19 protein-coding genes are annotated in these 18,187 nt (G+C 72.4%); 10 read left to right on the plus strand and 9 right to left on the minus strand.

Features of this window, described 5'->3' with window-relative positions; all coding sequences use genetic code 11:
- Positions 1-87 precede the first annotated feature (87 nt).
- Together BMW85_RS26840 and xseA are read left to right on the plus strand one after the other, a co-directional pair.
- On the plus strand, positions 88-993 hold the full coding sequence (locus BMW85_RS26840; RefSeq protein WP_091086633.1) for a hypothetical protein: 906 nt from the start codon (positions 88-90) through the stop codon (positions 991-993).
- 27 nt (positions 994-1,020) lie between these two features.
- Positions 1,021-2,223 carry an exodeoxyribonuclease VII large subunit gene (gene xseA / locus BMW85_RS26845; protein ID WP_091086636.1) on the plus strand — a complete coding sequence of 401 codons (1,203 nt, stop codon included), beginning with the start codon at positions 1,021-1,023 and terminating at the stop codon, positions 2,221-2,223.
- Positions 2,224-2,227: 4 nt separating this feature from the next.
- On the opposite strand, the gene BMW85_RS26850 is transcribed toward xseA, so the two are convergent.
- Positions 2,228-2,830 carry a TetR/AcrR family transcriptional regulator gene (locus BMW85_RS26850; protein WP_091087095.1) on the minus strand — a complete coding sequence of 201 codons (603 nt, stop codon included), beginning with the start codon at positions 2,828-2,830 and terminating at the stop codon, positions 2,228-2,230.
- 85 nt (positions 2,831-2,915) lie between these two features.
- Here BMW85_RS26850 and BMW85_RS26855 point away from each other — a divergent pair, with 85 nt between their 5' ends.
- Complete coding sequence (locus BMW85_RS26855) at positions 2,916-3,329, plus strand: nitroreductase family deazaflavin-dependent oxidoreductase (protein ID WP_091086638.1); 414 nt, start codon at positions 2,916-2,918, stop codon at positions 3,327-3,329.
- A 15-nt stretch (positions 3,330-3,344) separates the two neighbouring features.
- Here the strand turns inward: BMW85_RS26855 and BMW85_RS26860 are convergent, their stop codons facing one another.
- From BMW85_RS26860 to BMW85_RS26870, 3 genes are read right to left on the minus strand one after another with little or no spacing between them, the layout of a single operon-like run.
- Positions 3,345-3,581 carry an exodeoxyribonuclease VII small subunit gene (locus BMW85_RS26860; protein ID WP_020545112.1) on the minus strand — a complete coding sequence of 79 codons (237 nt, stop codon included), beginning with the start codon at positions 3,579-3,581 and terminating at the stop codon, positions 3,345-3,347.
- Positions 3,582-3,630: 49 nt separating this feature from the next.
- The gene (locus tag BMW85_RS26865) at positions 3,631-4,164 is read right to left on the minus strand and encodes a DUF4245 domain-containing protein (RefSeq protein WP_091086640.1); all 534 of its coding nucleotides are present in this window, start codon (positions 4,162-4,164) and stop codon (positions 3,631-3,633) included.
- 11 nt (positions 4,165-4,175) lie between these two features.
- Positions 4,176-4,799 (minus strand): TetR/AcrR family transcriptional regulator, encoded by a 624-nt coding sequence (locus tag BMW85_RS26870; protein ID WP_091086643.1) that lies wholly within the window; start codon positions 4,797-4,799, stop codon positions 4,176-4,178.
- A gap of 221 nt (positions 4,800-5,020) precedes the next feature.
- On the opposite strand from BMW85_RS26870, the gene glpX reads away from it, so the two are divergent.
- Positions 5,021-6,049 carry a class II fructose-bisphosphatase gene (glpX, locus tag BMW85_RS26875; protein ID WP_177240902.1) on the plus strand — a complete coding sequence of 343 codons (1,029 nt, stop codon included), beginning with the start codon at positions 5,021-5,023 and terminating at the stop codon, positions 6,047-6,049.
- Positions 6,050-6,082: 33 nt separating this feature from the next.
- Here glpX and BMW85_RS26880 read toward each other — a convergent pair whose 3' ends face one another.
- The gene (locus BMW85_RS26880) at positions 6,083-6,733 is read right to left on the minus strand and encodes a DUF1707 SHOCT-like domain-containing protein (RefSeq protein ID WP_177240903.1); all 651 of its coding nucleotides are present in this window, start codon (positions 6,731-6,733) and stop codon (positions 6,083-6,085) included.
- A 104-nt stretch (positions 6,734-6,837) separates the two neighbouring features.
- Between BMW85_RS26880 and BMW85_RS26885 the strand changes: the two genes are divergently transcribed.
- Positions 6,838-7,530: a DUF998 domain-containing protein gene (locus tag BMW85_RS26885; protein ID WP_177240904.1), complete on the plus strand. Its 693-nt coding sequence runs from the start codon at positions 6,838-6,840 to the stop codon at positions 7,528-7,530.
- On the opposite strand, the gene BMW85_RS26890 is transcribed toward BMW85_RS26885, so the two are convergent.
- Positions 7,476-8,084 carry a TetR/AcrR family transcriptional regulator gene (locus BMW85_RS26890; protein WP_091086655.1) on the minus strand — a complete coding sequence of 203 codons (609 nt, stop codon included), beginning with the start codon at positions 8,082-8,084 and terminating at the stop codon, positions 7,476-7,478. The two genes, BMW85_RS26885 and BMW85_RS26890, sit on opposite strands and share 55 nt — an antisense overlap.
- A 122-nt stretch (positions 8,085-8,206) precedes the next feature.
- Between BMW85_RS26890 and BMW85_RS26895 the strand changes: the two genes are divergently transcribed.
- A complete protein-coding gene (locus BMW85_RS26895; protein ID WP_091086657.1) occupies positions 8,207-9,364 on the plus strand; it encodes an MFS transporter in 1,158 nt (385 codons plus the stop codon).
- Here the strand turns inward: BMW85_RS26895 and BMW85_RS26900 are convergent, their stop codons facing one another.
- Positions 9,365-10,324, minus strand: a complete 960-nt coding sequence (locus tag BMW85_RS26900) for a Gfo/Idh/MocA family protein (protein ID WP_091086660.1) — start codon at positions 10,322-10,324, stop codon at positions 9,365-9,367.
- A 31-nt stretch (positions 10,325-10,355) separates the two neighbouring features.
- Positions 10,356-11,768, minus strand: coding sequence for a MocR-like pyridoxine biosynthesis transcription factor PdxR (gene pdxR, locus BMW85_RS26905; RefSeq protein ID WP_091086662.1), 1,413 nt, complete (start codon positions 11,766-11,768; stop codon positions 10,356-10,358).
- Positions 11,769-11,836: 68 nt separating this feature from the next.
- Between pdxR and BMW85_RS26910 the strand changes: the two genes are divergently transcribed.
- Together BMW85_RS26910 and BMW85_RS26915 are read left to right on the plus strand one after the other, a co-directional pair.
- Positions 11,837-12,715 (plus strand): DMT family transporter, encoded by an 879-nt coding sequence (locus BMW85_RS26910; protein ID WP_091086664.1) that lies wholly within the window; start codon positions 11,837-11,839, stop codon positions 12,713-12,715.
- 26 nt (positions 12,716-12,741) lie between these two features.
- A complete protein-coding gene (locus tag BMW85_RS26915) occupies positions 12,742-14,394 on the plus strand; it encodes a fumarate hydratase (protein WP_091087097.1) in 1,653 nt (550 codons plus the stop codon).
- A 49-nt stretch (positions 14,395-14,443) separates the two neighbouring features.
- Here the strand turns inward: BMW85_RS26915 and BMW85_RS26920 are convergent, their stop codons facing one another.
- The gene (locus tag BMW85_RS26920; protein ID WP_091087100.1) at positions 14,444-14,638 is read right to left on the minus strand and encodes a DUF5999 family protein; all 195 of its coding nucleotides are present in this window, start codon (positions 14,636-14,638) and stop codon (positions 14,444-14,446) included.
- 572 nt (positions 14,639-15,210) lie between these two features.
- Here BMW85_RS26920 and BMW85_RS26925 point away from each other — a divergent pair.
- Both BMW85_RS26925 and BMW85_RS26930 read left to right on the plus strand, forming a co-directional pair.
- The gene (locus BMW85_RS26925; RefSeq protein WP_091086666.1) at positions 15,211-16,332 is read left to right on the plus strand and encodes a serine/threonine-protein kinase; all 1,122 of its coding nucleotides are present in this window, start codon (positions 15,211-15,213) and stop codon (positions 16,330-16,332) included.
- 35 nt (positions 16,333-16,367) lie between these two features.
- Positions 16,368-18,170, plus strand: a complete 1,803-nt coding sequence (locus tag BMW85_RS26930; RefSeq protein WP_091086670.1) for a serine/threonine-protein kinase — start codon at positions 16,368-16,370, stop codon at positions 18,168-18,170.
- The last annotated feature ends 17 nt before the right edge of the window (positions 18,171-18,187 follow it).

The raw sequence follows: 18,187 nt of genomic DNA on the forward strand, positions 1-18,187 counted from the left end.
GTGGAGCGACCATCTGGCCCGCCCCGTGCGTGGTAGCCCGCGGTTTGCCAGACTGGCCGTCCAATACTGACCTCCCAGGGAGACGTCATGTCCCTCAGCGACGTGATACGCAACATCGCTAAAACCGTCACCAACAAGGACGAGCTGAAGGAGAAGGCCAAAGACCTTCCGCTGCTCGTCATCCAGAACACGCTCAGCGCCGCCGGACAGGCACTGCTGGTCGTCGACCGGGTGAAGAACTCGATCAAGGGCATCGGCGGCAAGGCGGAGCGCGAGGAGACGGGCGAGTCGCGTCCCTCCGCCGCCGACCAGATCGCCGCGGCCCCGGCCGTGAGCGAGGAGGACAAGCCGGCGCGTAAGGAGCCGGTCATCTTCGCACCGCGTCCCGCCGCCGGTGAGACGAACGGCGCCGCCAAGGCCAAGCCGGACCCGGTCATCTTCACCCCGTCCAAGCCCGCCGCGCAGCCCGAGCCCGCCGCCGAGCCCGCGGCGAAGGCCGACCCGAAGGTCACGGACAAGCCCGCCGAGCCGGCCCCCGCGCCCGAGCCCGAGCCCGCCGCCGTCAAGGTCGAGCCGGTCGCGGCGCCCGAGCCCGCGGCCAAGGTCGAGCCGGTCGCCGCGCCCGAGCCCGTCGCCGCGCCTGAGCCCGTCGCCGCGCCCGAGCCCGTCGTCGCGCCTGAGCCCGCGGCCAAGGTCGAGCCGGTGTCGGTCACCCCGGCCGAGCCCGTGGCCGAGCCGGTGGCCGAGCCGGTCGCCGAGCCCGGCCCCGAGCCCGTCACCGAAGGGCCGGTTCCCGGGGTGCCCGCGGCCGGGCTCGTGGAGCCGCTTCCCGGCTACGGCGAGCTGACCGTCGCGTCCCTGCGCGCCCGCATGCGCGGCAAGACCGCCGCCCAGATCGGCGACTTCCTCGCCTACGAGCGCGCCACCCAGGACCGCCCGGAGGTGGTGCGCATGTACGAGAACCGCCTCGTCAAGCTGCAGGCCGGCGAGTAGACCGCACCGAGCCCGTAGTCTTCCGCCATGACCTCGAAGACCACACCGGAGTCCCCCCTGCCGATCCGCACGGTCCTGCAAATGGTGGGCGGCTGGATCGGCAGACTCGGCACGGTGTGGGTCGAGGGCCAGATCACCGATCTGAGCACGCGTGGCGGCACGGTGTTCCTGACCCTGCGCGACCCGGTCGCCAACGTCTCCGCCAGGGTCACCGCTCCCCGGGGCGTCTACGAGGCGGCCGTGCCCCGGCCGGCCGACGGGGCCCGGGTGGTGCTGCAGGTGAAGCCGGACTTCTGGGTCAACAAGGGCACGTTCGCCTTCACGGCGCTGGAGATCCGCCCGGTCGGCGTGGGCGAGCTGCTGGTCCGGCTGGAGCGGCTCAGGCAGCTCCTGGCGGCCGAGGGGCTGTTCAACGCCGACAGGAAGCGGCGGCTGCCGTTCCTGCCCGGCACGATCGGGCTCATCTGCGGCCGTGAGTCGGCGGCCGAGCGTGACGTGCTGGAGAACGCCCGCCGGCGCTGGCCCGCCGTGCGTTTCAAGGTCCAGGAGGTGGCCGTCCAGGGCCCGTACGCGGTGGGCGAGGTCACCGAGGCGCTGCGCAAGCTGGACGCGGACGCCGAGATCGAGGTCATCGTCGTGGCCCGGGGCGGCGGCTCGCTGGAGGACCTGCTGCCGTTCTCCGACGAGACGCTGGTCCGCGCGGTGGCCGCGTGCCGCACCCCGGTGGTGAGCGCGATCGGTCACGAGCAGGACAGCCCGCTGCTCGACCTGGTGGCCGACGTACGCGCGTCCACGCCCACCGACGCCGCCAAGAAGGTCGTGCCCGATGTGGGCGAGCAGCTCGCGCTGGTCCGGCAGCTCCGCGACCGGGGCCGCCGGGTGGTGACCGGCTGGCTCGACCGGGAGATGTCGTGGCTGACGGCGGCGCGTTCGCGGCCCGCGCTCGCCGATCCGGTACGTGAGCTGGAGCGCCGCGCCGAGCAGGTGGAGGCGCTGCGCGAGCGGGCCAGGCGCTCGCTGACCGGCTCCCTGGACCGCGCCGGCGACGATCTGGTGCACCTGCGGGCCCGCCTGGTCGCACTGTCGCCCGCGGCCACCCTGGAGCGCGGCTACGCCATCGTGCAGCATCCGTCGGGCGAGGTGGTCCGCCTGGCGAGGGACGTCCCGCCCGGCTCGCCCCTGACGGTCCGCCTGTCGGACGACCGCCTGTCGGTGCGCACCGAGGAGTGAGCGCTCAGGCGCGGACGGCCGCCGCGGCGAGCGCGGCCAGCCCCGCCTTGATCTGCGCGACGCTCATGCCCCGCGCCTCCCGCTGGTAGCCGATCAGCACGGCGTTGACCGGCGCGAGCAGCGCGTCGGCCAGGTAGGCGGCGTCCACGTCCGGCCTGGCCTGGCCGACGAGCGTGGCCAGGTGGATGTGGTGCACCCGGTAGGGCCCGCCGTACCAGGGCTTGCCGCCCTTCTCCAGCAGCAGGAACAGCTCCTGCTGCGCCAGGACGCGATCGACCAGCGCGCCGAGGAACGCCGCGATCCGCTCTCCGGGGGGCGCGCCCGGCCCGAGGGGCGGCGGACCGGAGAAGAACTCCGTCTGGAAGCGCCGCTCCTGCTCGTCCATCAGCGCGAGGACGAGCCCGTTGCGGTCGCCGAAGCGCCGGTAGACGGTGCCGACGCCGACGCCCGCCATCCGGGCCACCTCGTCGAGCGAGAGGCCGGCGGCGGCGCCGCGCTCGGCGATGATCCGGGCCGTCGCGTCGATGATCTTCTGCCGGTTGCGCGCGGCGTCGGCCCGTTCGGGTTGGGGTTGCCCGAGTACGGGCAGGGAGGGGCGACCGCGCATGGTCGGCAGCATACAAGGTTGTAACCGGAGAATTCTCCGGTTAGTCTTCCCAACCGGAGAACTCTCCGAATCCAAGGAGCCGAGAATGGCCAACGATTTCAACCAGCAGATCATCGACGAGTTCCGCGCCAACGAGGGGCGGGTCGGCGGCATGTTCGAGGGCTCGCCGCTGCTGCTGCTCACCACCACCGGCGCCCGGAGCGGAAGGCAGGTCACCACGCCGGTGATGTACCTGCCGGACGGCGAGCGCTATGTGATCATCGCCTCGAACGCCGGCGCCGACACCCACCCGGCCTGGTATCACAACCTGCGGGCCCACCCGGTCGCCACCGTCGAGGTCGGCACGGACACGTTCCAGGCCAAGGCCGTGCCCGTCGAGGGCGAGGAGCGCGACCAGCTCTATGCCCGCATGGTCGCCGTGGCCCCGGGCTTCGCCGACTACGAGCGCAAGACCAGCCGCCGCATCCCGGTGCTGGCGCTGAACCCGGAGAGCGCCTAGGGGCCCGGGGAGCGGCTAGAAGGGCGTGTCGTCGCCGTGGCCGGGCTCGGCGCGCCGCGCCATGGCGGCGGCGAGCTTGACCCGGGCCCCCTGGAGCCACTCCTCGCAGACGGCCGCCAGCCGCTCGCCGCGCTCCCAGAGCTCGATCGACTGCTCCAGGGTGAGCCCGCCGGTCTCCAAGCGTCGTACGACCTCGGTCAGCTCCTCGCGGGCCTGCTCGTATGAGGGCGTCTTCTCGTCTGCTGCTGCCACGGGAACCACCCTAGACGAGCCGGGACGGACCCCGGCGGGCCTCGCCGGGCTAGGACGTCCTGGGTCGCTGCTGGAGCAGGCCCGCCAGCTCGGTCAGCTCCGGCCAGTCGGCCGTGCCGGTGACCACGAGCGTCACGTCGGGCAGGGCGCGCACCAGCGTGCGCTGGTTCTTGTCCTCGCGGGCACGCCGCTCCCAGGTCTGCCCGCCGATCTCCTGCGTGCCGACGACCTTGTCGGAGTTGGCCATGCGGTTGGCGAACCCGGCCGCGGGCCGCTCGTCGCTCTGGACGAACATCGCGTGCTCGCGCTTGGCGGTCGCGAAGCCGAGGTAGAGGACCTTCGCGCCGTTCTCGCCCTTGGCGATGCGGTTGCTGTTGGGCACCCAGTCCGCGGGGTCCTGGCGCGGCGCCCACACCTGATAGGGCACGTCGTGGGAGAAGTTGGCGACGGTGATGGAGTAGTCGCGCCGCGGGATGTGCTCGTCCCGGCCCTGCGGCGCGATCAGCGCGAAAGCCGCCGCCCCCGCCAGGCAGATGAAGAGCGCTACCGCGTAACCGTAGAAGCCGTCCGTGAACCGTCGCACATTCGCCGAGGTTACCCGCTGGAGGAGGCGGTCGCCGCAGGGGCGGTGCCGGAAGCGGCCGGGCGGATCTGCCCGATGATGGCGAGGACCTCCTCGGCCAGCGCGCGGTCGCCGGTGCGTACGACCTCCGAGACCGCAGCCGCCAGCGCCCCCGTGATCACCACGACCAGCGCGGACTCGTCCTCGAACAGCGCCGCGTTGAGCTGCGCCCACTTGCGCAGCCGGTCGCGCATGACCACCTCGAAGCCGGGCGGCCCGTCGCCGCGCAGGAACAGCGCGGCCAGCTCGCGCTCCTCAAGGCAGCCGGCGAGGTAGGCGCGGGCGGCGCTGACGAACACCCGCATGCGGTCGCTCTCGCCGGCGGCGCGGGCCTCCCTGGCCGCCTGCTTGGTGCGCTGCGACTGGCGGGCCTGCCACTCCTCGAAGAGCGTGAGGTAGAGGTCGGCCTTGCCGGAGAAGTGGTGGTAGAGGCTGCCGACGCTGGCCTCCGCCCGGGACACCACGTCGGTCACGCCGGCTTCGGCGAAGCCCTTGGAGACGAAGATCTCCCGCGCCGCCGTGAGCAGCGCGCTGCGCGTCGCGGCACCCCGCTCCGAGGTGCGCGGCTGGGTCACGACGGGTTCCACTTCGCTCATACGGCTCTCCTCCACGGCGCGACGCCCTGCTCCATGGTGAAGGCGAGATTCCTGCCGCGCACGTGAATGGCGCAAAATCCGTTCTCCGCCCCGCAGGCGCAGCTCGCAGCTTACCGATCGCGTACGGCCGGGCCGAGATCCGAAGGCGGCACATCATCCCCCTCAAGGCGGGAAAAGTACGGCATCTACCATCGAGTGAGTCGTCTTCGAGGAGGCCAATGATGTCCGAGTCGGTCCCGGCGCCGCTCGCCACCAGCGAGCACGCCCCTGATCGCAACCTGGCGCTGGAACTGGTCCGCGTCACCGAGGCCGCCGCCATGGCCGCCGCCCGCTGGGTCGGCAGAGGTGACAAGAACGGCGCGGACGGCGCGGCCGTGAACGCGATGCGCCAGCTCATCAACACCGTCTCCATGAACGGCGTGGTGGTCATCGGCGAGGGCGAGAAGGACCACGCGCCCATGCTGTTCAACGGCGAGCACGTCGGCGACGGCAGCGGCCCCGACTGCGACGTGGCCGTGGACCCGATCGACGGCACCCGGTTGACGGCCCTCGGCATGCCCGACGCGGTCTCGGTGATCGCGGTGAGCGAGCGCGGCTCGATGTACGACCCGTCGGCGGTGTTCTACATGGAGAAGCTGGTCACCGGCCCCGAGGCGGCCGACGTCGTGGACATCGAGGCCCCCGTGTCGGCCAACATCGAGGCCGTGGCGCGGGCCAAGCACTGCTCGCCCTCCGACGTGACGGTGGTCGTGCTCGACCGGCCCCGGCACGAGCGGCTGGTCAAGGAGATCAGGGAGACCGGGGCGCGGATCAAGTTCATCACGGACGGTGACGTGGCGGGCGCCATCATGGCGGCGCGCACCGGCACCGGCATTGACCTGATGCTCGGCATCGGCGGCACGCCGGAGGGCATCGTCGCGGCGTGCGCGCTCAAGTGCCTGGGTGGCGTGATCCAGGGCAGGCTGTGGCCGCGGGACGACGCCGAGCGGCAGCGGGCCCTCGACGCCGGGCACGACCTCGGGCAGGTGCTCACCACCAACGACCTGGTCCGCTCCGACGACGTGTTCTTCGCCGCGACCGGCATCACGCAGGGCGAGCTCATGCAGGGCGTACGGTTCCGCGCCGGCGCGGCGGTGACGCAGTCGCTGGTGATGCGCGGGCGGTCGGGGACCATCCGCAAGATCGAGAGCGAGCACCAGCTCTGGAAGCTGCGGGCCTACAGCGCCATCAACTTCGACACAGCCGGCTGAGACCCGGCGGCTGAGGCAGGCCCGCGGGCGGGGTCAGCGGCGGCGTTTGCGGCGGGGTGGTTCCTTGACCTTGACCTCGCCCGCGAAGTTCGTCGTACGGACCTCGACCACGGGCGCGCCGGGCTCGGTGGGCTGCTTGGTGAGCCGGACGGTCTTGCCCTTGGCGACCCTGATGACCTCGAGGTCCTCGGGCACCTGGATCTCCAGCCCGCCGAAGACCAGCGTGGCGTTGATGACCACCCGCCGGTTCTGCAGGATGGCGTCGCGCAGGTCCAGCTTGGTGGTGCCGAACATGGCCGTCACCGCGAGCTCGGCGGGCACCACCCAGCGCCCGCCCCGCTGTTCCTGCTTGAAGATGGCCGAGACCGGCCGGCCGTCGAGGTTGAGCGGCTGCTGGTCGGCGGGCAGCAGATCGGCGGTGAGCCCGGCGAGGTCGCCCAGCGTGCGCGCCGAGTAGAGCACGCCGAGGCGTTCCTCCAGCTCCTCCAGCGTGATCCGGCCGTCGGCGTGGGCGTCCTGGAGCACCTGCGCGATGCGTTCGCGGTCGGCGTCGGAGGCCCGCAGCTCGGACGGCGCCGGCAGGCCGGTCGCGGCGGGCGGGCGCCGCGCGGAGACGAACTCCTCGGCCAGCCGTTCACCGACTTCCTGCAGCTTCGGCAACCAGGATCCCGCGCGTTCGTTCACATCTACGACGATATCCCCCGGCGGGAGGTTTCGCTCGACGCCATACGCCGGAATCATTACGCATTTCGCTCCGTTGATCACGACAAAGGCTGACGGAGGTGGGCGTGCATCAACCGGCGCGATGGGGGCTGGCCTCGGCCGGGGCGGGTGTCGTGCTGATCCTCGGTCTGGAGCTGACCAGCCTGGACGAGATCAACCCGATCAGGCGGACCATCAGCGAGCACGGCCTCGGTCCGGGCGGCTGGGTGTTCGGCCTCGGCGTGGGCCTGCTGGCGGCCGGTTCCGCGGCCATCGCCGTGTCGCTGGCCCGCAGGCGGCTGGCCGGGATCGTCGGCACGATCGCGCTGCTGGGCTGGAGCGTGGGCCTGTTCCTGGCGGCCTGGTTCGAGAAGCACGACTGGTCGGTGGGGCCGAGCATGAGCGGCAACATCCACCGGGTGGGCAGCTTCGTGGCGTTCCTGTGCCTGCCGCTGGCGGCCGTGGTGATCGCCAGGCCCCGTTCGCGGGCGTGGCGGCGGGAGCGGTCGCGGGCCACGCCGGTCGCCTTCGGGCTCGGCGTCTGCTCGGTGCTGTGGGTCGCGGGCATCGGAACGATGATCTTCATCGGCGCTCAGTCCGGGCTGCCGTGGTATCGAGTGATGCCGCTCGGGCTGGTGGAGCGGGGGCTGGCGGTCACCGAGGTCGCCGCGCTGCTCGCCCTCGGCGTGTGGGCGGCGGCCAAGGGGCTCGACGCCGCCCCCGCTCAGCCGGCGCCGGAGCCCGGCGGGCGCAGCAGGGCGATGAGGTCGTCCACGTAGCCCCTGAACACGGCGGTCATGTCCACCTGTTCGGGGTCGATGAGCCACTGCGTCTGAAGGCCGTCCATCATCGCGATCAGGCGGTCGGCGTGCGCCTCGGCGTCGATGTCCGGCCGGAACTCGCCGCGTTCGACCCCTTTGCGCAGCGCCTCCGCGACCTGCGCGCGCAGCCGGCGGTAGCGCCGCCTGGCCCACTCGTGCCCCGGATGGCCGGGGGTCACGGCCTCGCCGCTGATCACCGAGAACAGCTGCACCAGGCCGGGCACCCTGGCGTTGTTGCCGACCACGTCCGCCAGGGCGCGCAGCGCGTCGATCCCGCCGGCCGAGCCGACGTCGAAGCGGCGTACGTCGAGCTCGTCGCGGTAGTCGAGCACCGCGAGGAGCAGGCGTTCCTTGCTGGTGAAGTGGTGGAGCAGGCCGGCCTGGGACAGCTCGACGCGCTCGGCGACGCGGGCCAGCGAAGCGCCGCGGTAGCCGTGCTCGGCGAACTCCAGCAACGCGGCGGCCAGGATGCGCTCCTTGCGCGCCTCTCCCGCCGGGTAGCCCCGCCTCACACGGGCACCCTATCCGCTGCTGGATCCGCTGCTGATCTGCTGCTGGCGCGGCGCCCTGGCGTGCGGCTAACCTGACTCCGCCTCACGTTTGATCTCCCCCCAATCAACATCAGGAGGCCGCCGTGCCGTCCCCGCGCGACCGCCAGGCCCGTGTGGCCACGTCCGCCGTCTTCGCCCTCCAAGGGCTTTCCTTCGCCTCGCTGCTGGTCCAGGTCGCGAACCTGCAGACCAAGCATGGCATCGACGACGGCACGCTGACGCTGCTGCTGCTCATCGTGCCGGTCTTCGCGGGCGTCGGCAGCATGGCGGCCGGGACGTACGCCGCCCGGCACGGCAGCAGACCCCTGCTGCGCCTCGCCCAGCCGGTGGTCGCCGTCGCCGTGGTGCTGGCCGGGCTGGCGCCGAACGTGCCGCTGCTGATCCCGGTGCTGCTGGTGTTCGGGATCTCGGTCGGCGCCGTGGACGCGGGCATGAACATGCAGGGCGTCGCGGTCGAACGCCGCTACGGCATCCAGGTGCTGAACGGGTTCCACTGCGTGTGGAGCGTGCTCAGCCTGGCCGGAGCGCTGTGGGCGTCGGCCGCCTCCGGGCTGCCGCTGCACTGGATCATGGCGATCCCCATGGTCGTCGTCGTGGCCGGCTCGCTCTTCGCCGGGCCCCGCCTGTGCACGAAGGAGGAGGAGCAGCCGGAGAGCGAGGTCTCGCCCATCGGCGGCACGCTCCCGTGGCGGCCGCTCATCCCGCTCTGCCTGGCCATGGCCTTCCTCTACATCGGCGACGCCGCGGTCTCCAACTTCAACACCGTCCTGATGAAGAACGAGCTGCACGCGAGCGCGAGCGTCATCCCTCTGGCGTACGCCGCCTACCAGGCCACGACGCTGGCCGTCCGGCTCGGCGGCGACGTCGCGGCCCGCCGCTACGGGCCCGCCGCCATCGTCCGCATCGGCGCGGTGATCGCCACGGCCGGCTTCCTCGGCGTGGTCCTCGCGCCGAACCAGGTGCTCGGCATCGTCGCGTTCGGCCTGACCGGGGTGGGACTCGCGGTCGTGGGGCCGCAGTCGTTCTCGGCGGCGGGCAAGCTCGACCCGGCCGGCACCGGCGTGGCCATCGCCCGGGTCAACCTGTTCAACTACATCGGGTTCATCCTCGGCGCGGCCCTGATCGGCGGCATCGCGGAGGCCGCGAACTACCGGGTGGCGTACGCGGCGCCGCTGGTGCTGGCGGCCGCGATCTTCGTGCTGGCGCCCGCCTTCCAGCCCAGGACCCCGGCCGCCGCGTGATCACGGCTCGGAGCGGGTGACCTCGGCCAGCTCGACCGGACGCCGCTCGCGGAGCGACAGGTCGGCGGCCTCGGCGACGTACAGGGCGGAAAGGGCGTCCGTGATGGTGCAGGGGTTCTCGGCGCCGGTCAGGAAGCCGGTCAGGAAGGCGTCGATCTCGCTGCGGTAGGCGTGCTCGAAACGGGTGACGAAGTCCGGCCAGGGCTCCTCGGGCTCCGGCAGGCCCTCGACGGTGCGGAGCGGCGCGCGCGGGCCGAGGCCGACCGCCTGGGTGCGGCGGGTGCCGGCCAGCTCCATGCGCACGTCGTAGCCGGCGCCGTTGTAGCGGGAGCCCTGGAGGGTGGCGAGCGTGCCGTCGTCCAGCGTGAGCAGCGCCGTGCTGGTGTCGACGTCGCCGGCCTCGGCGAAGAACGCGGCCCCCCGGTTGGCCCCGGACGCGTACACCGAGACCACCTCGCGGCCGGTCACCCAGCGCAGCGCGTCGAAGTCGTGGACGTGGCAGTCGCGGAAGATCCCACCGGACAGCGGCAGGTAGGAGGCCGGCGGCGGCGCCGGATCGGCCGTCACCAGGTGGACGCGGTGCAGCTCGCCCAGCTCCCCCGCGCGCAGCGCCGCCCGCGCCGCCGCGTATCCGGGGTCGAACCTGCGCTGGAAGCCGATCTGCACCCGGTGGCCCTCGGCCGCCTCCAGCACCTTCAGCGTCTCGGCCACCGTGCCGGCCGCCGGCTTCTCGCAGAAGACCGGGATGCCCCGGGCGCACGCCCTGAGTATCAGGTCGGCGTGGGTGCTGGTGGGGGTGGCGATGACGACGGCGTCCACGTCGAACGGGTCGCCGGGCTCGCCGTGCGGCGTGCTGCGCACGGGGTCGGCCACGATCAGCTCGTCCACCAGCGGGTGCCTGGCCAGGGTGGCGGCGTGAAAGGCCCCGATCCGGCCAAGGCCCAGCAGTCCCACACGCATGGCGGCTCCAGTGACGCGACGTGCTTTCTTTCTAGGCGAGGCGTCCGCCTGGGTCAATTTTTTGTCCTGACATTCGGACCTTCAACCCGTGGACGACCTCCGCCGCCTGGTGCGCGGGCAGCCGGGCGAACCCCACCACCACGGCCGGCGGGCCCGCGAACTCCCGCATCGGCCCCACCGGCTCGGCCGACAGCCCGAGCTCGCGCGCCGCGCGCACCACTTCCTGCTCGGTCCAGCCGTCCGGGAGCTCCAGGTACATGTGCAGCCCCGCCTCGATGCCCTTGACCCGCACCCGGGGCAGCTCCTCGGACAGCGCGGCGGCCAGGGCGTCCCTGCGGCGGCGGTACTCCCTCCGCATGCGCCGCAGATGCCTGTCGTAGCCGCCGGTACGCAGGAAGTGCGCGAGGGCGTACTGGTCGACGACCGGGGAGCCGAGGTCCAGCTCGCCGCGCGCCCGCCGGATCGCCCCGGCCAGCTCGGGCGGCGCGGCCACCCAGCCGAGGCGCAGCCCGGGCGCCAGCGCCTTGCTCACGCTGCCGGACAGGACCACCCGGTCCGGGGCGAGACCCTGGAGGCAGCCGACCGGATCACGGTCGAAACGGAACTCGGCGTCGTAGTCGTCCTCCAGGACGAGCCTGCCGCCCGCGTGCGCCCACTCCACGAGCGCCGCGCGGCGCGACGGGGACAGGACCACGCCGGTCGGGAACTGGTGCGCCGGCGTGACCAGGGCCGCCGCCTCGCCCGCCAGCCGCCGTACGTCCAGGCCCTCCTCGTCCACCGGCACCGGCACGAGCCGGGCGCCCGCCCGCCGCAGCAGCGGGACCTGGTTGATGCTGGTCGGGTCCTCCACGGCGAGGCTCAGGTCGCACTCGCGGCTGAGGACGTGCAGCACCAGGCTGAGTCCCTGGGCGACGCCGCCGACGACGACCAGGTTCTCCGGGCGCACGTCGGCCGCGCGGACCCGGCACAGGTAGCCGGCCAGCTCCTCGCGCAGCTCGGGCACGCCGCCGGGGTCGCCGTAGTCGAGGGCGTCGGACGGCACGGTGGTCAGGACGTGGCGTACGGCGGCGAGCCAGCCCTGCCGGGGGAAGTGGGCGAGATCGGGCGAGGTGGGCCGATGCCCGTAGTAACCCCCGCAGACGCCGGTGGAGCCCGGGTCACGTCGGGCGGAGGCGGGCGGAGCGCCGGGGGCGGTAGGGGTTCGCGGGGCGACGCGGGTGCCCGCGCCGACCCGCGACGTCAGGAACCCCTCGGCGACGAGCTGCTCGTACGCCTCCACCACCGCCCCTCTCGACACCTGGAGGTCGGCGGCGAGGTCGCGGGTGGCGGGCAGCCGGGTGCCGGGCGCGAGCCGCCCGCCCCGGATGGCGTCGCGCAGCTCGGCGGCAATTTGCCCTGCTATTCCACCCTTTTCCCGATTTATCTGGATAAGCAGGTCGGCCATATTGGTCCTGTCTTCTGGCGGGACATTGGACTGTTTACGCGAACCAATGTCTTTCTAGCATCCTTCGCATGAAGCACGGCATCCTCGGCGCCTCGTCCGCCATGTTCCTGGTCGGCACACTGGCCGGCGTCTCCGGCCTCGTCGGCGCGTACCCGCTGTACGGCGGCCAGGCCGTCCGGTACCTCGTCGCGGCCGTCATCCTGCTCCTCATCACCCGCCCGCTCGGCCTGCGGTTCGTCCGCCTGACCGGACGCGAGACGCTGTACCTCGCCCTGCTCGCCCTGCTCGGCCTGGTCCTGTTCAACGTGTGCGTCATCGAGGCCACCCGCGCCGCGGGCCCCGCCCTGGTCGGCACCGTGCTCGGCACCGTGCCGCTGTGGCTGGCCCTCGCCGGCGGCCGGCCCGCGCCACGGCTGCTGGCCGGCGCGGCGGTCGTGGTGGCCGGCGCGACCCTCGCCACCGGGCTCGGCACCGGCAACCTGCCCGCCCTCCTCTGGTCGCTCGGCGCCCTGGCCGGCGAGGTCGCCTTCTCCCTGCTGGCCATCCCGCTGCTGCCCAAGCTGGGGGCCATCCGGGTGTCTGCGTACTCGACGGCGCTGGCCGTGCCGATGCTGCTCGCCGTCGGACTGGTGACGGAGGGCACCGCGATGTTCCGGACGCCGACGATGCCGGAGGCCCTGGGCTTCGCCTACATGTCGGTCGTCATCACGGTGCTCGCCTTCTTCCTCTGGTACACCGCGCTCCCCCGGCTCGGCCCCGGGACGGCCGGGCTGTTCGCCGGGCTCATCCCGGTGGGGGCGATCGTGACGGGAGCGGTGCTGGGCGTCGCCATGCCCTCCGCGTACGACCTGATGGGCGCCGCGCTGGTGATCGCCGGCATCCTCGTCGGGCTCACCGCCCCCGCTCCCGCCAGGGAGCCCGTACGGGCCGCCGGAGGAGGCGCGTAATCTACAGGGCGGACGAAAGGATGGACATGGGCGAGTTCGACTACACCGACCTGCTGCCGCTGGGAGCCGACGACACCGAATATCGGCTGATCACGACGGAGGGGGTGCGGAAGGTCGAGGCGGCCGGGCGGACGTTCCTCGAGGTCGATCCGGAGGCCCTGCGGCTGCTCACCGAGACGGCCGTGCACGACATCTCCCACTATCTGCGCGCCTCCCACCTCGCCCAGCTCAGGAAGATCATCGAGGACCCCGAGTCCAGCGGCAACGACCGCTTCGTGGCGCTCGACCTGCTGAAGAACGCCTCCATCTCGGCCGGCGGCGTCCTGCCGATGTGCCAGGACACCGGCACCGCCATCGTCATGGGCAAGCGCGGCCGGCACGTCCTGACCGACGGCCGCGACGCCGAGCACGTCGCCCGCGGCGTCTACGACGCCTACACCCGGCTCAACCTGCGTTACTCCCAGATGGCCCCGCTGACCATGTGGGAGGAGAAGAACACCGGCTCCAACCTGCCGGCCCAGATCGAGCTGTACGCCGAGGACCCGCACGGCCACCCCGACGAGTACAAACTGCTGTTCATGGCCAAGGGCGGCGGCTCGGCGAACAAGTCGTTCCTCTACCAGGAGACGAAGGCCGTGCTCAACGAGAAGCGCATGATGGCCTTCCTGGAGGAGAAGATCCGCTCGCTCGGCACCGCGGCGTGTCCTCCGTACCACCTGGCGATCGTGGTGGGCGGCACCTCGGCCGAGTACGCACTGAAGACCGCCAAGTACGCCAGCGCCCGCTACCTCGACTCGATCCCGACCGAGGGCTCGCCCTCCGGGCACGGCTTCCGCGACCTGGAGATGGAGGCGAAGGTCTTCGAGCTGACGCAGAAGCTGGGCATCGGGGCGCAGTTCGGCGGCAAGTACTTCTGCCACGACGTACGCGTCATCCGCCTGCCGCGGCACGGGGCGTCCTGCCCGGTGGCCATCGCGGTGTCGTGCTCGGCCGACCGCCAGGCCCTCGCCAAGATCACGCCGGAGGGCGTGTTCCTGGAGCAGCTGGAGACCGACCCGGCGCGGTTCCTGCCGGAGACGACCGACGAGCACCTGTCGGACGACGTCGTACGGATCGACCTCAACCGGCCGATGCCCGAGATCCTCGCCGAGCTATCGAAATATCCGGTCAAGACCCGGCTGTCGCTGACCGGCCCGCTCGTCGTGGCCCGCGACATCGCGCACGCGAAGATCGCCGAGCTGCTGGACGAAGGCGGCGAGATGCCGCAATACCTGAAGGACCACGCCGTCTACTACGCGGGCCCGGCGAAGACGCCCGAGGGGTACGCCTCCGGCTCGTTCGGCCCGACGACGGCGGGCCGGATGGACTCCTACGTCGAGCGTTTCCAGGCGGCCGGCGGCTCGATGGTGATGCTGGCCAAGGGCAACAGGTCGAAGCAGGTCACCGAGGCCTGCCAGAAGTACGGCGGCTTCTACCTGGGCTCCATCGGCGGACCGGCGGCCCGGCTGGCCCAGGACTGCATCAAGAAGGTGGAGGTCCTGGAGTATCCGGAGCTGGGCATGGAGGCGGTCTGGAAGATCGAGGTGGTGGACTTCCCCGCCTTCATCGTCGTGGACGACAAGGGCGACGACTTCTTCACGGACCGTACGGGCCCCGTGCTGACGATCGGCCGCCGCTAGAGGAACGGCGGGGGTGCCGGGTGGGGGGTTTCGCCGCTCGGCACCGGCGTCAGGCGGCGAGCCGCATGGGCTCCCGGTGCGGCGGCACCACGGTGCCGTCGGGCAGCAGCAGACCCGTGTCGTCGAACAGGACGACGCCGTTGCAGAGCAGGCTCCATCCCTGGTCGGGGTGGGCCGAGATGACGTGCGACGCCTCACGGTCAGACGCGTCGGCACTGGGACAGACCGGATAATGACTGCACATCGCGCACCTCTCCGATTGCGCTCCGACGATGGTGTCGTGGGTGGTCATGAGTCGTAGGTGCTGGATCAGAACGGGAGCCGGCGGCCGGACGGCGTGCGAAGGTCGAGCGCCGGGGCGCTCGGCTTCCTCGGCCGGCGACGGATCTGGATCTGGCGCATTGTCATCACGTCCTTCGCGTGCCGTCGGTGGTGCTTCACGGTCTCGGCGTCTGGCTCGTCGTTCCGGTTCGGTCCGGCGAGGGCCCGCTGTTGTCGGCTTTACCATGCGCCCGCCCCCTTACGGCACCCTTACAACTCGCTGACCGACCCCTGTTTCCCCTGGTAGCCGGTCGTCGGTTGAGCTGAACGTCCCCTACAAGGCATCATGCCCGTTTTCTGGACAGATGAGTGTGCCGGGCGACACAGACCGCCGCCACGCGGTCTCGACGCCAGAGGGACACTCGTACTACCTTCGGACAGAGGCCCGGCACAGGTTTGCTGACGTGACGAGTCAGGCAGGTTGACTTAAGTTCGCAACAATTTATCGGCCGCGCCTCTACTGGTCGGTTTACACAAATAGGTAAGCTGCCAGGCATGCGTGCGCCCTCCGGTTACCTTCTCGCCGCGCGCTATCGGCTCGTGGAGCCGGTCGGTCGCGGCGGCATGGGCACCGTCTGGCGGGCGCACGACGAGCTGCTCAACCGCTACGTCGCGGTCAAGGAGGTGCGGCTGCCCTCCGTGCTCGACGAGGAGCTGCGCGCCGAGCTGTGCGCGCGCACCGAGCGCGAGGGCCGGGCCACCGCGATGGTGGCGCACCCGTCCGTCATCACGGTCTTCGACGTCGTCACCGAGGACGACCGGCCCTGGATCGTCATGGAGCTGCTGCGCGCCAAGTCGCTGGAGCAGCTCATCCAGGAGGAGGGCCCGCTGGAGCCGCGCCGGGCCGCCGACATCGGCCGGCAGATCCTCGGCGCGCTGCGCGCCGTGCACGCCAAGGGCATCCTGCACCGCGACGTGAAGCCCAGCAACGTGCTCGTCACCGAGGACCGCGCGGTGCTGACCGACTTCGGGCTGGCCGCACTCGAAGGTGACGTCTCCATCACCCAGGCGGGCATCGTTCTCGGGTCCGCGGGTTACATCGCTCCAGAGCGGGTGCTCGGCTCGAAGGCCAGCCCGGCCGGCGACCTGTGGTCGCTCGGCGCGACGCTCTACACCGCGGTCGAGGGCCGCGGCCTGCACGGCCGCCGTACGGCGGCGGCTGCGCTGGCCGCGCTGACCAGCGGCGAGCCGATCCCGATGACCAAGGCGGGCCCGCTCGCGCCGGTGCTCGACGCCCTGCTCAGGATCGATCCACACACCCGGCTCGACTCGGTGCGCGCCTCCCTCATGCTGGCCAGGGTCGCGGCCGGCGGCTCGGCCGAGGAGCCGCTGGCCCCGCGCAGGCCGCAGCGCGCCGCGCAGGGCCGATCCGGGCAGGGCGCCGCGCCGCCCGCCTTCGCCCGCCGGCCCACCCACCGGGGGATGCACCGGGCCGACGTCACGAACTCGGCCCCGGTGAGCGTCCCGCGCCAGGAACGACGCCCCGGCGAGGGCGTCCACCGCAAGCGTGTGGAGCAGGGAGAAAACCCGTCTGCTTATGCCCGTCTGAAAGCGACGGTGATAAAGTTGTGCCTTCCTCGGCGGTTCTGGCCAAGAGAACTTCGCAAGCGAGGGTAAAGCACTTCCCAAGCGAGAATCGATATCTTCTTCGTATGCCGGAACAGCAGACACGCCTGCTCGCGGAGCGCTACGAGCTCATCGCCCCGCTGGGCCGGGGCACCATGGGCACGGTGTGGCGCGCGCGCGACCGCGCGCTGGGGCGCGAGGTGGCGGTCAAGGAAATCCGCCATGACCCGGGGCTCACCGAAGAACAGCGGACCGAGCTGCGCGAGCGCATGGTCCGCGAAGGCCGGCTCGCCTCGCGGATCAACCACCCCGCCGTGGCCGCGATCCACGACGTCCTGATCGACGACGGCGGTCCATGGATCATCATGGAGCTCGTCGAGGGCCGCTCGCTGGAGCAGGTCATCGACGAGGAAGGACCGCTGCCCCCGCGCCTGGTGGCCGAGATCGGCGTCGACCTGCTCGGCGCGCTGCGGGCCGCGCACGTCCAGGGCATCACGCACCGCGACGTCAAGCCGGGCAACGTGCTCATCACCGAGAACGGCCGGGTGGTGCTCACCGACTTCGGCATCGCCAAGGCCGAGGGCGACTCGCGGCTCACCAAGACGGGCATGGTGATCGGCTCCCCGGGCTACACCGCCCCGGAACGCGCCAGGGGCGAGTACACCGGGCCCGAGTCCGACATCTGGTCGCTCGGGGCCACCCTGTACTTCGCGGTGGAGGGGCGGCCGGCGTACGAGCGCTCCACGATCGCCGAGACGCTGGCGGCGCTGCTCACCGAGAGCGCCGACCCGCCCACTCAGGCGGGACAGCTGCGTCCCGTGCTGAACGGCCTGCTCAACAAGGACTACCGCCAGCGGCTCAACGCCGCCAAGGCGGAGACCCTGCTCCGCATGGTCGCCGACACCCCCACGAGCGACATGCCGGTGATCACGGCCGAGGCTCTGATGGCTCAGGAGGTCGCGTTGCCCGACCCGTTCGCCAAGAACCCCCCGCCGGGGCCGGCCGGGCAGCCGCAGGCGCCCGGCGGACAGCCGCCCGGCGCGAGGCCGCAGCCGCAGCCGCCCGCCGCGAGGCCGCAGGCACCGGCCGCACGAGGCCAGGAGCCGGGCGCGCGGGGCCAGGAGCCGGGCGCACGAGGACAGGAGCCGCGGCGGCAGCCGTTCTCCGGTCCTCAGAGCCCCGCCGCGACGCCATCCGGCCCGCGCGGCGCGGCAGGACCGGTTCCCGGCGGCCAGGCGCCCATGGCGCCGCAGAGCGCCGCCCAGGGCCGCCCCGGCCCCGCGCCCGGCCGGCCAGGCCACCCGCAGGGCCCGCAGGGTCACCCGCAAGGCCCGCCGCCCCAGGGCCCCGAGAGCCACCCGCAAGGCCGTCCCGAGGGTGGTCCCGCGCAAGGACCTCGGACGGGACCACCGACCGGCCCGCAACGGCCGCCGGCCGCCCGCGGTCAGGGCGTGGGCAACGCCTTCGAGTCCTCCGGCGAGGGCTACGACCCCGACCGCACGGTCAGCGTGGCCCGCCCGAAGGGCCCGTTCCCCACGCCGCCGCAGCAGCCGGCCGACGAGGGCTCGGTCAACACCATGCGCATCCAGTCGCCGATCGGCTCGCCCGGCCAGCAGGTCTACCCCCCGGCCAACGCCCCGTCGGGCAGGCAGCCCGACACGGCGCCCAATCAGGCTCCCCCGCAGCAACCGCCGCACTTCGGCCCCCAGCAGGGCGGACCGCAGGTGCCCTTCGAGGGGCAGGGCCTCGGCACGGACCTGTTCTCCATCGCCGGGCCGGAGGAGCAGAAGCAGACGGGCAACCGCAACGGCATGCTCGTCCTCATGGCGGTGGCCGCCGCGGCCGCCGTCGTCATCGCCGTCCTCATCGTGGCCCTCTTCAGCAGCTGACCCCGCCCCTCGCGGGT

The sequence above is a fragment of the Nonomuraea wenchangensis genome (genome assembly GCF_900111685.1).
GTDB lineage: Bacteria > Actinomycetota > Actinomycetes > Streptosporangiales > Streptosporangiaceae > Nonomuraea > Nonomuraea wenchangensis.

Coding starts and splice junctions, on each gene's coding strand:
- BMW85_RS26840 (WP_091086633.1), top strand. CDS start 88: ATGTCCCTCAGCGACGTGATACGCAACATCGCTAAAACCGTCACCAAC.
- xseA (WP_091086636.1), top strand. CDS start 1,021: ATGACCTCGAAGACCACACCGGAGTCCCCCCTGCCGATCCGCACGGTC.
- BMW85_RS26850 (WP_091087095.1), bottom strand. CDS start 2,830: ATGCGCGGTCGCCCCTCCCTGCCCGTACTCGGGCAACCCCAACCCGAA.
- BMW85_RS26855 (WP_091086638.1), top strand. CDS start 2,916: ATGGCCAACGATTTCAACCAGCAGATCATCGACGAGTTCCGCGCCAAC.
- BMW85_RS26870 (WP_091086643.1), bottom strand. CDS start 4,799: ATGAGCGAAGTGGAACCCGTCGTGACCCAGCCGCGCACCTCGGAGCGG.
- glpX (WP_177240902.1), top strand. CDS start 5,021: ATGTCCGAGTCGGTCCCGGCGCCGCTCGCCACCAGCGAGCACGCCCCT.
- BMW85_RS26900 (WP_091086660.1), bottom strand. CDS start 10,324: ATGCGTGTGGGACTGCTGGGCCTTGGCCGGATCGGGGCCTTTCACGCC.
- pdxR (WP_091086662.1), bottom strand. CDS start 11,768: ATGGCCGACCTGCTTATCCAGATAAATCGGGAAAAGGGTGGAATAGCA.
- BMW85_RS26910 (WP_091086664.1), top strand. CDS start 11,837: ATGAAGCACGGCATCCTCGGCGCCTCGTCCGCCATGTTCCTGGTCGGC.
- BMW85_RS26915 (WP_091087097.1), top strand. CDS start 12,742: ATGGGCGAGTTCGACTACACCGACCTGCTGCCGCTGGGAGCCGACGAC.
- BMW85_RS26920 (WP_091087100.1), bottom strand. CDS start 14,638: ATGTGCAGTCATTATCCGGTCTGTCCCAGTGCCGACGCGTCTGACCGT.
- BMW85_RS26925 (WP_091086666.1), top strand. CDS start 15,211: ATGCGTGCGCCCTCCGGTTACCTTCTCGCCGCGCGCTATCGGCTCGTG.
- BMW85_RS26930 (WP_091086670.1), top strand. CDS start 16,368: ATGCCGGAACAGCAGACACGCCTGCTCGCGGAGCGCTACGAGCTCATC.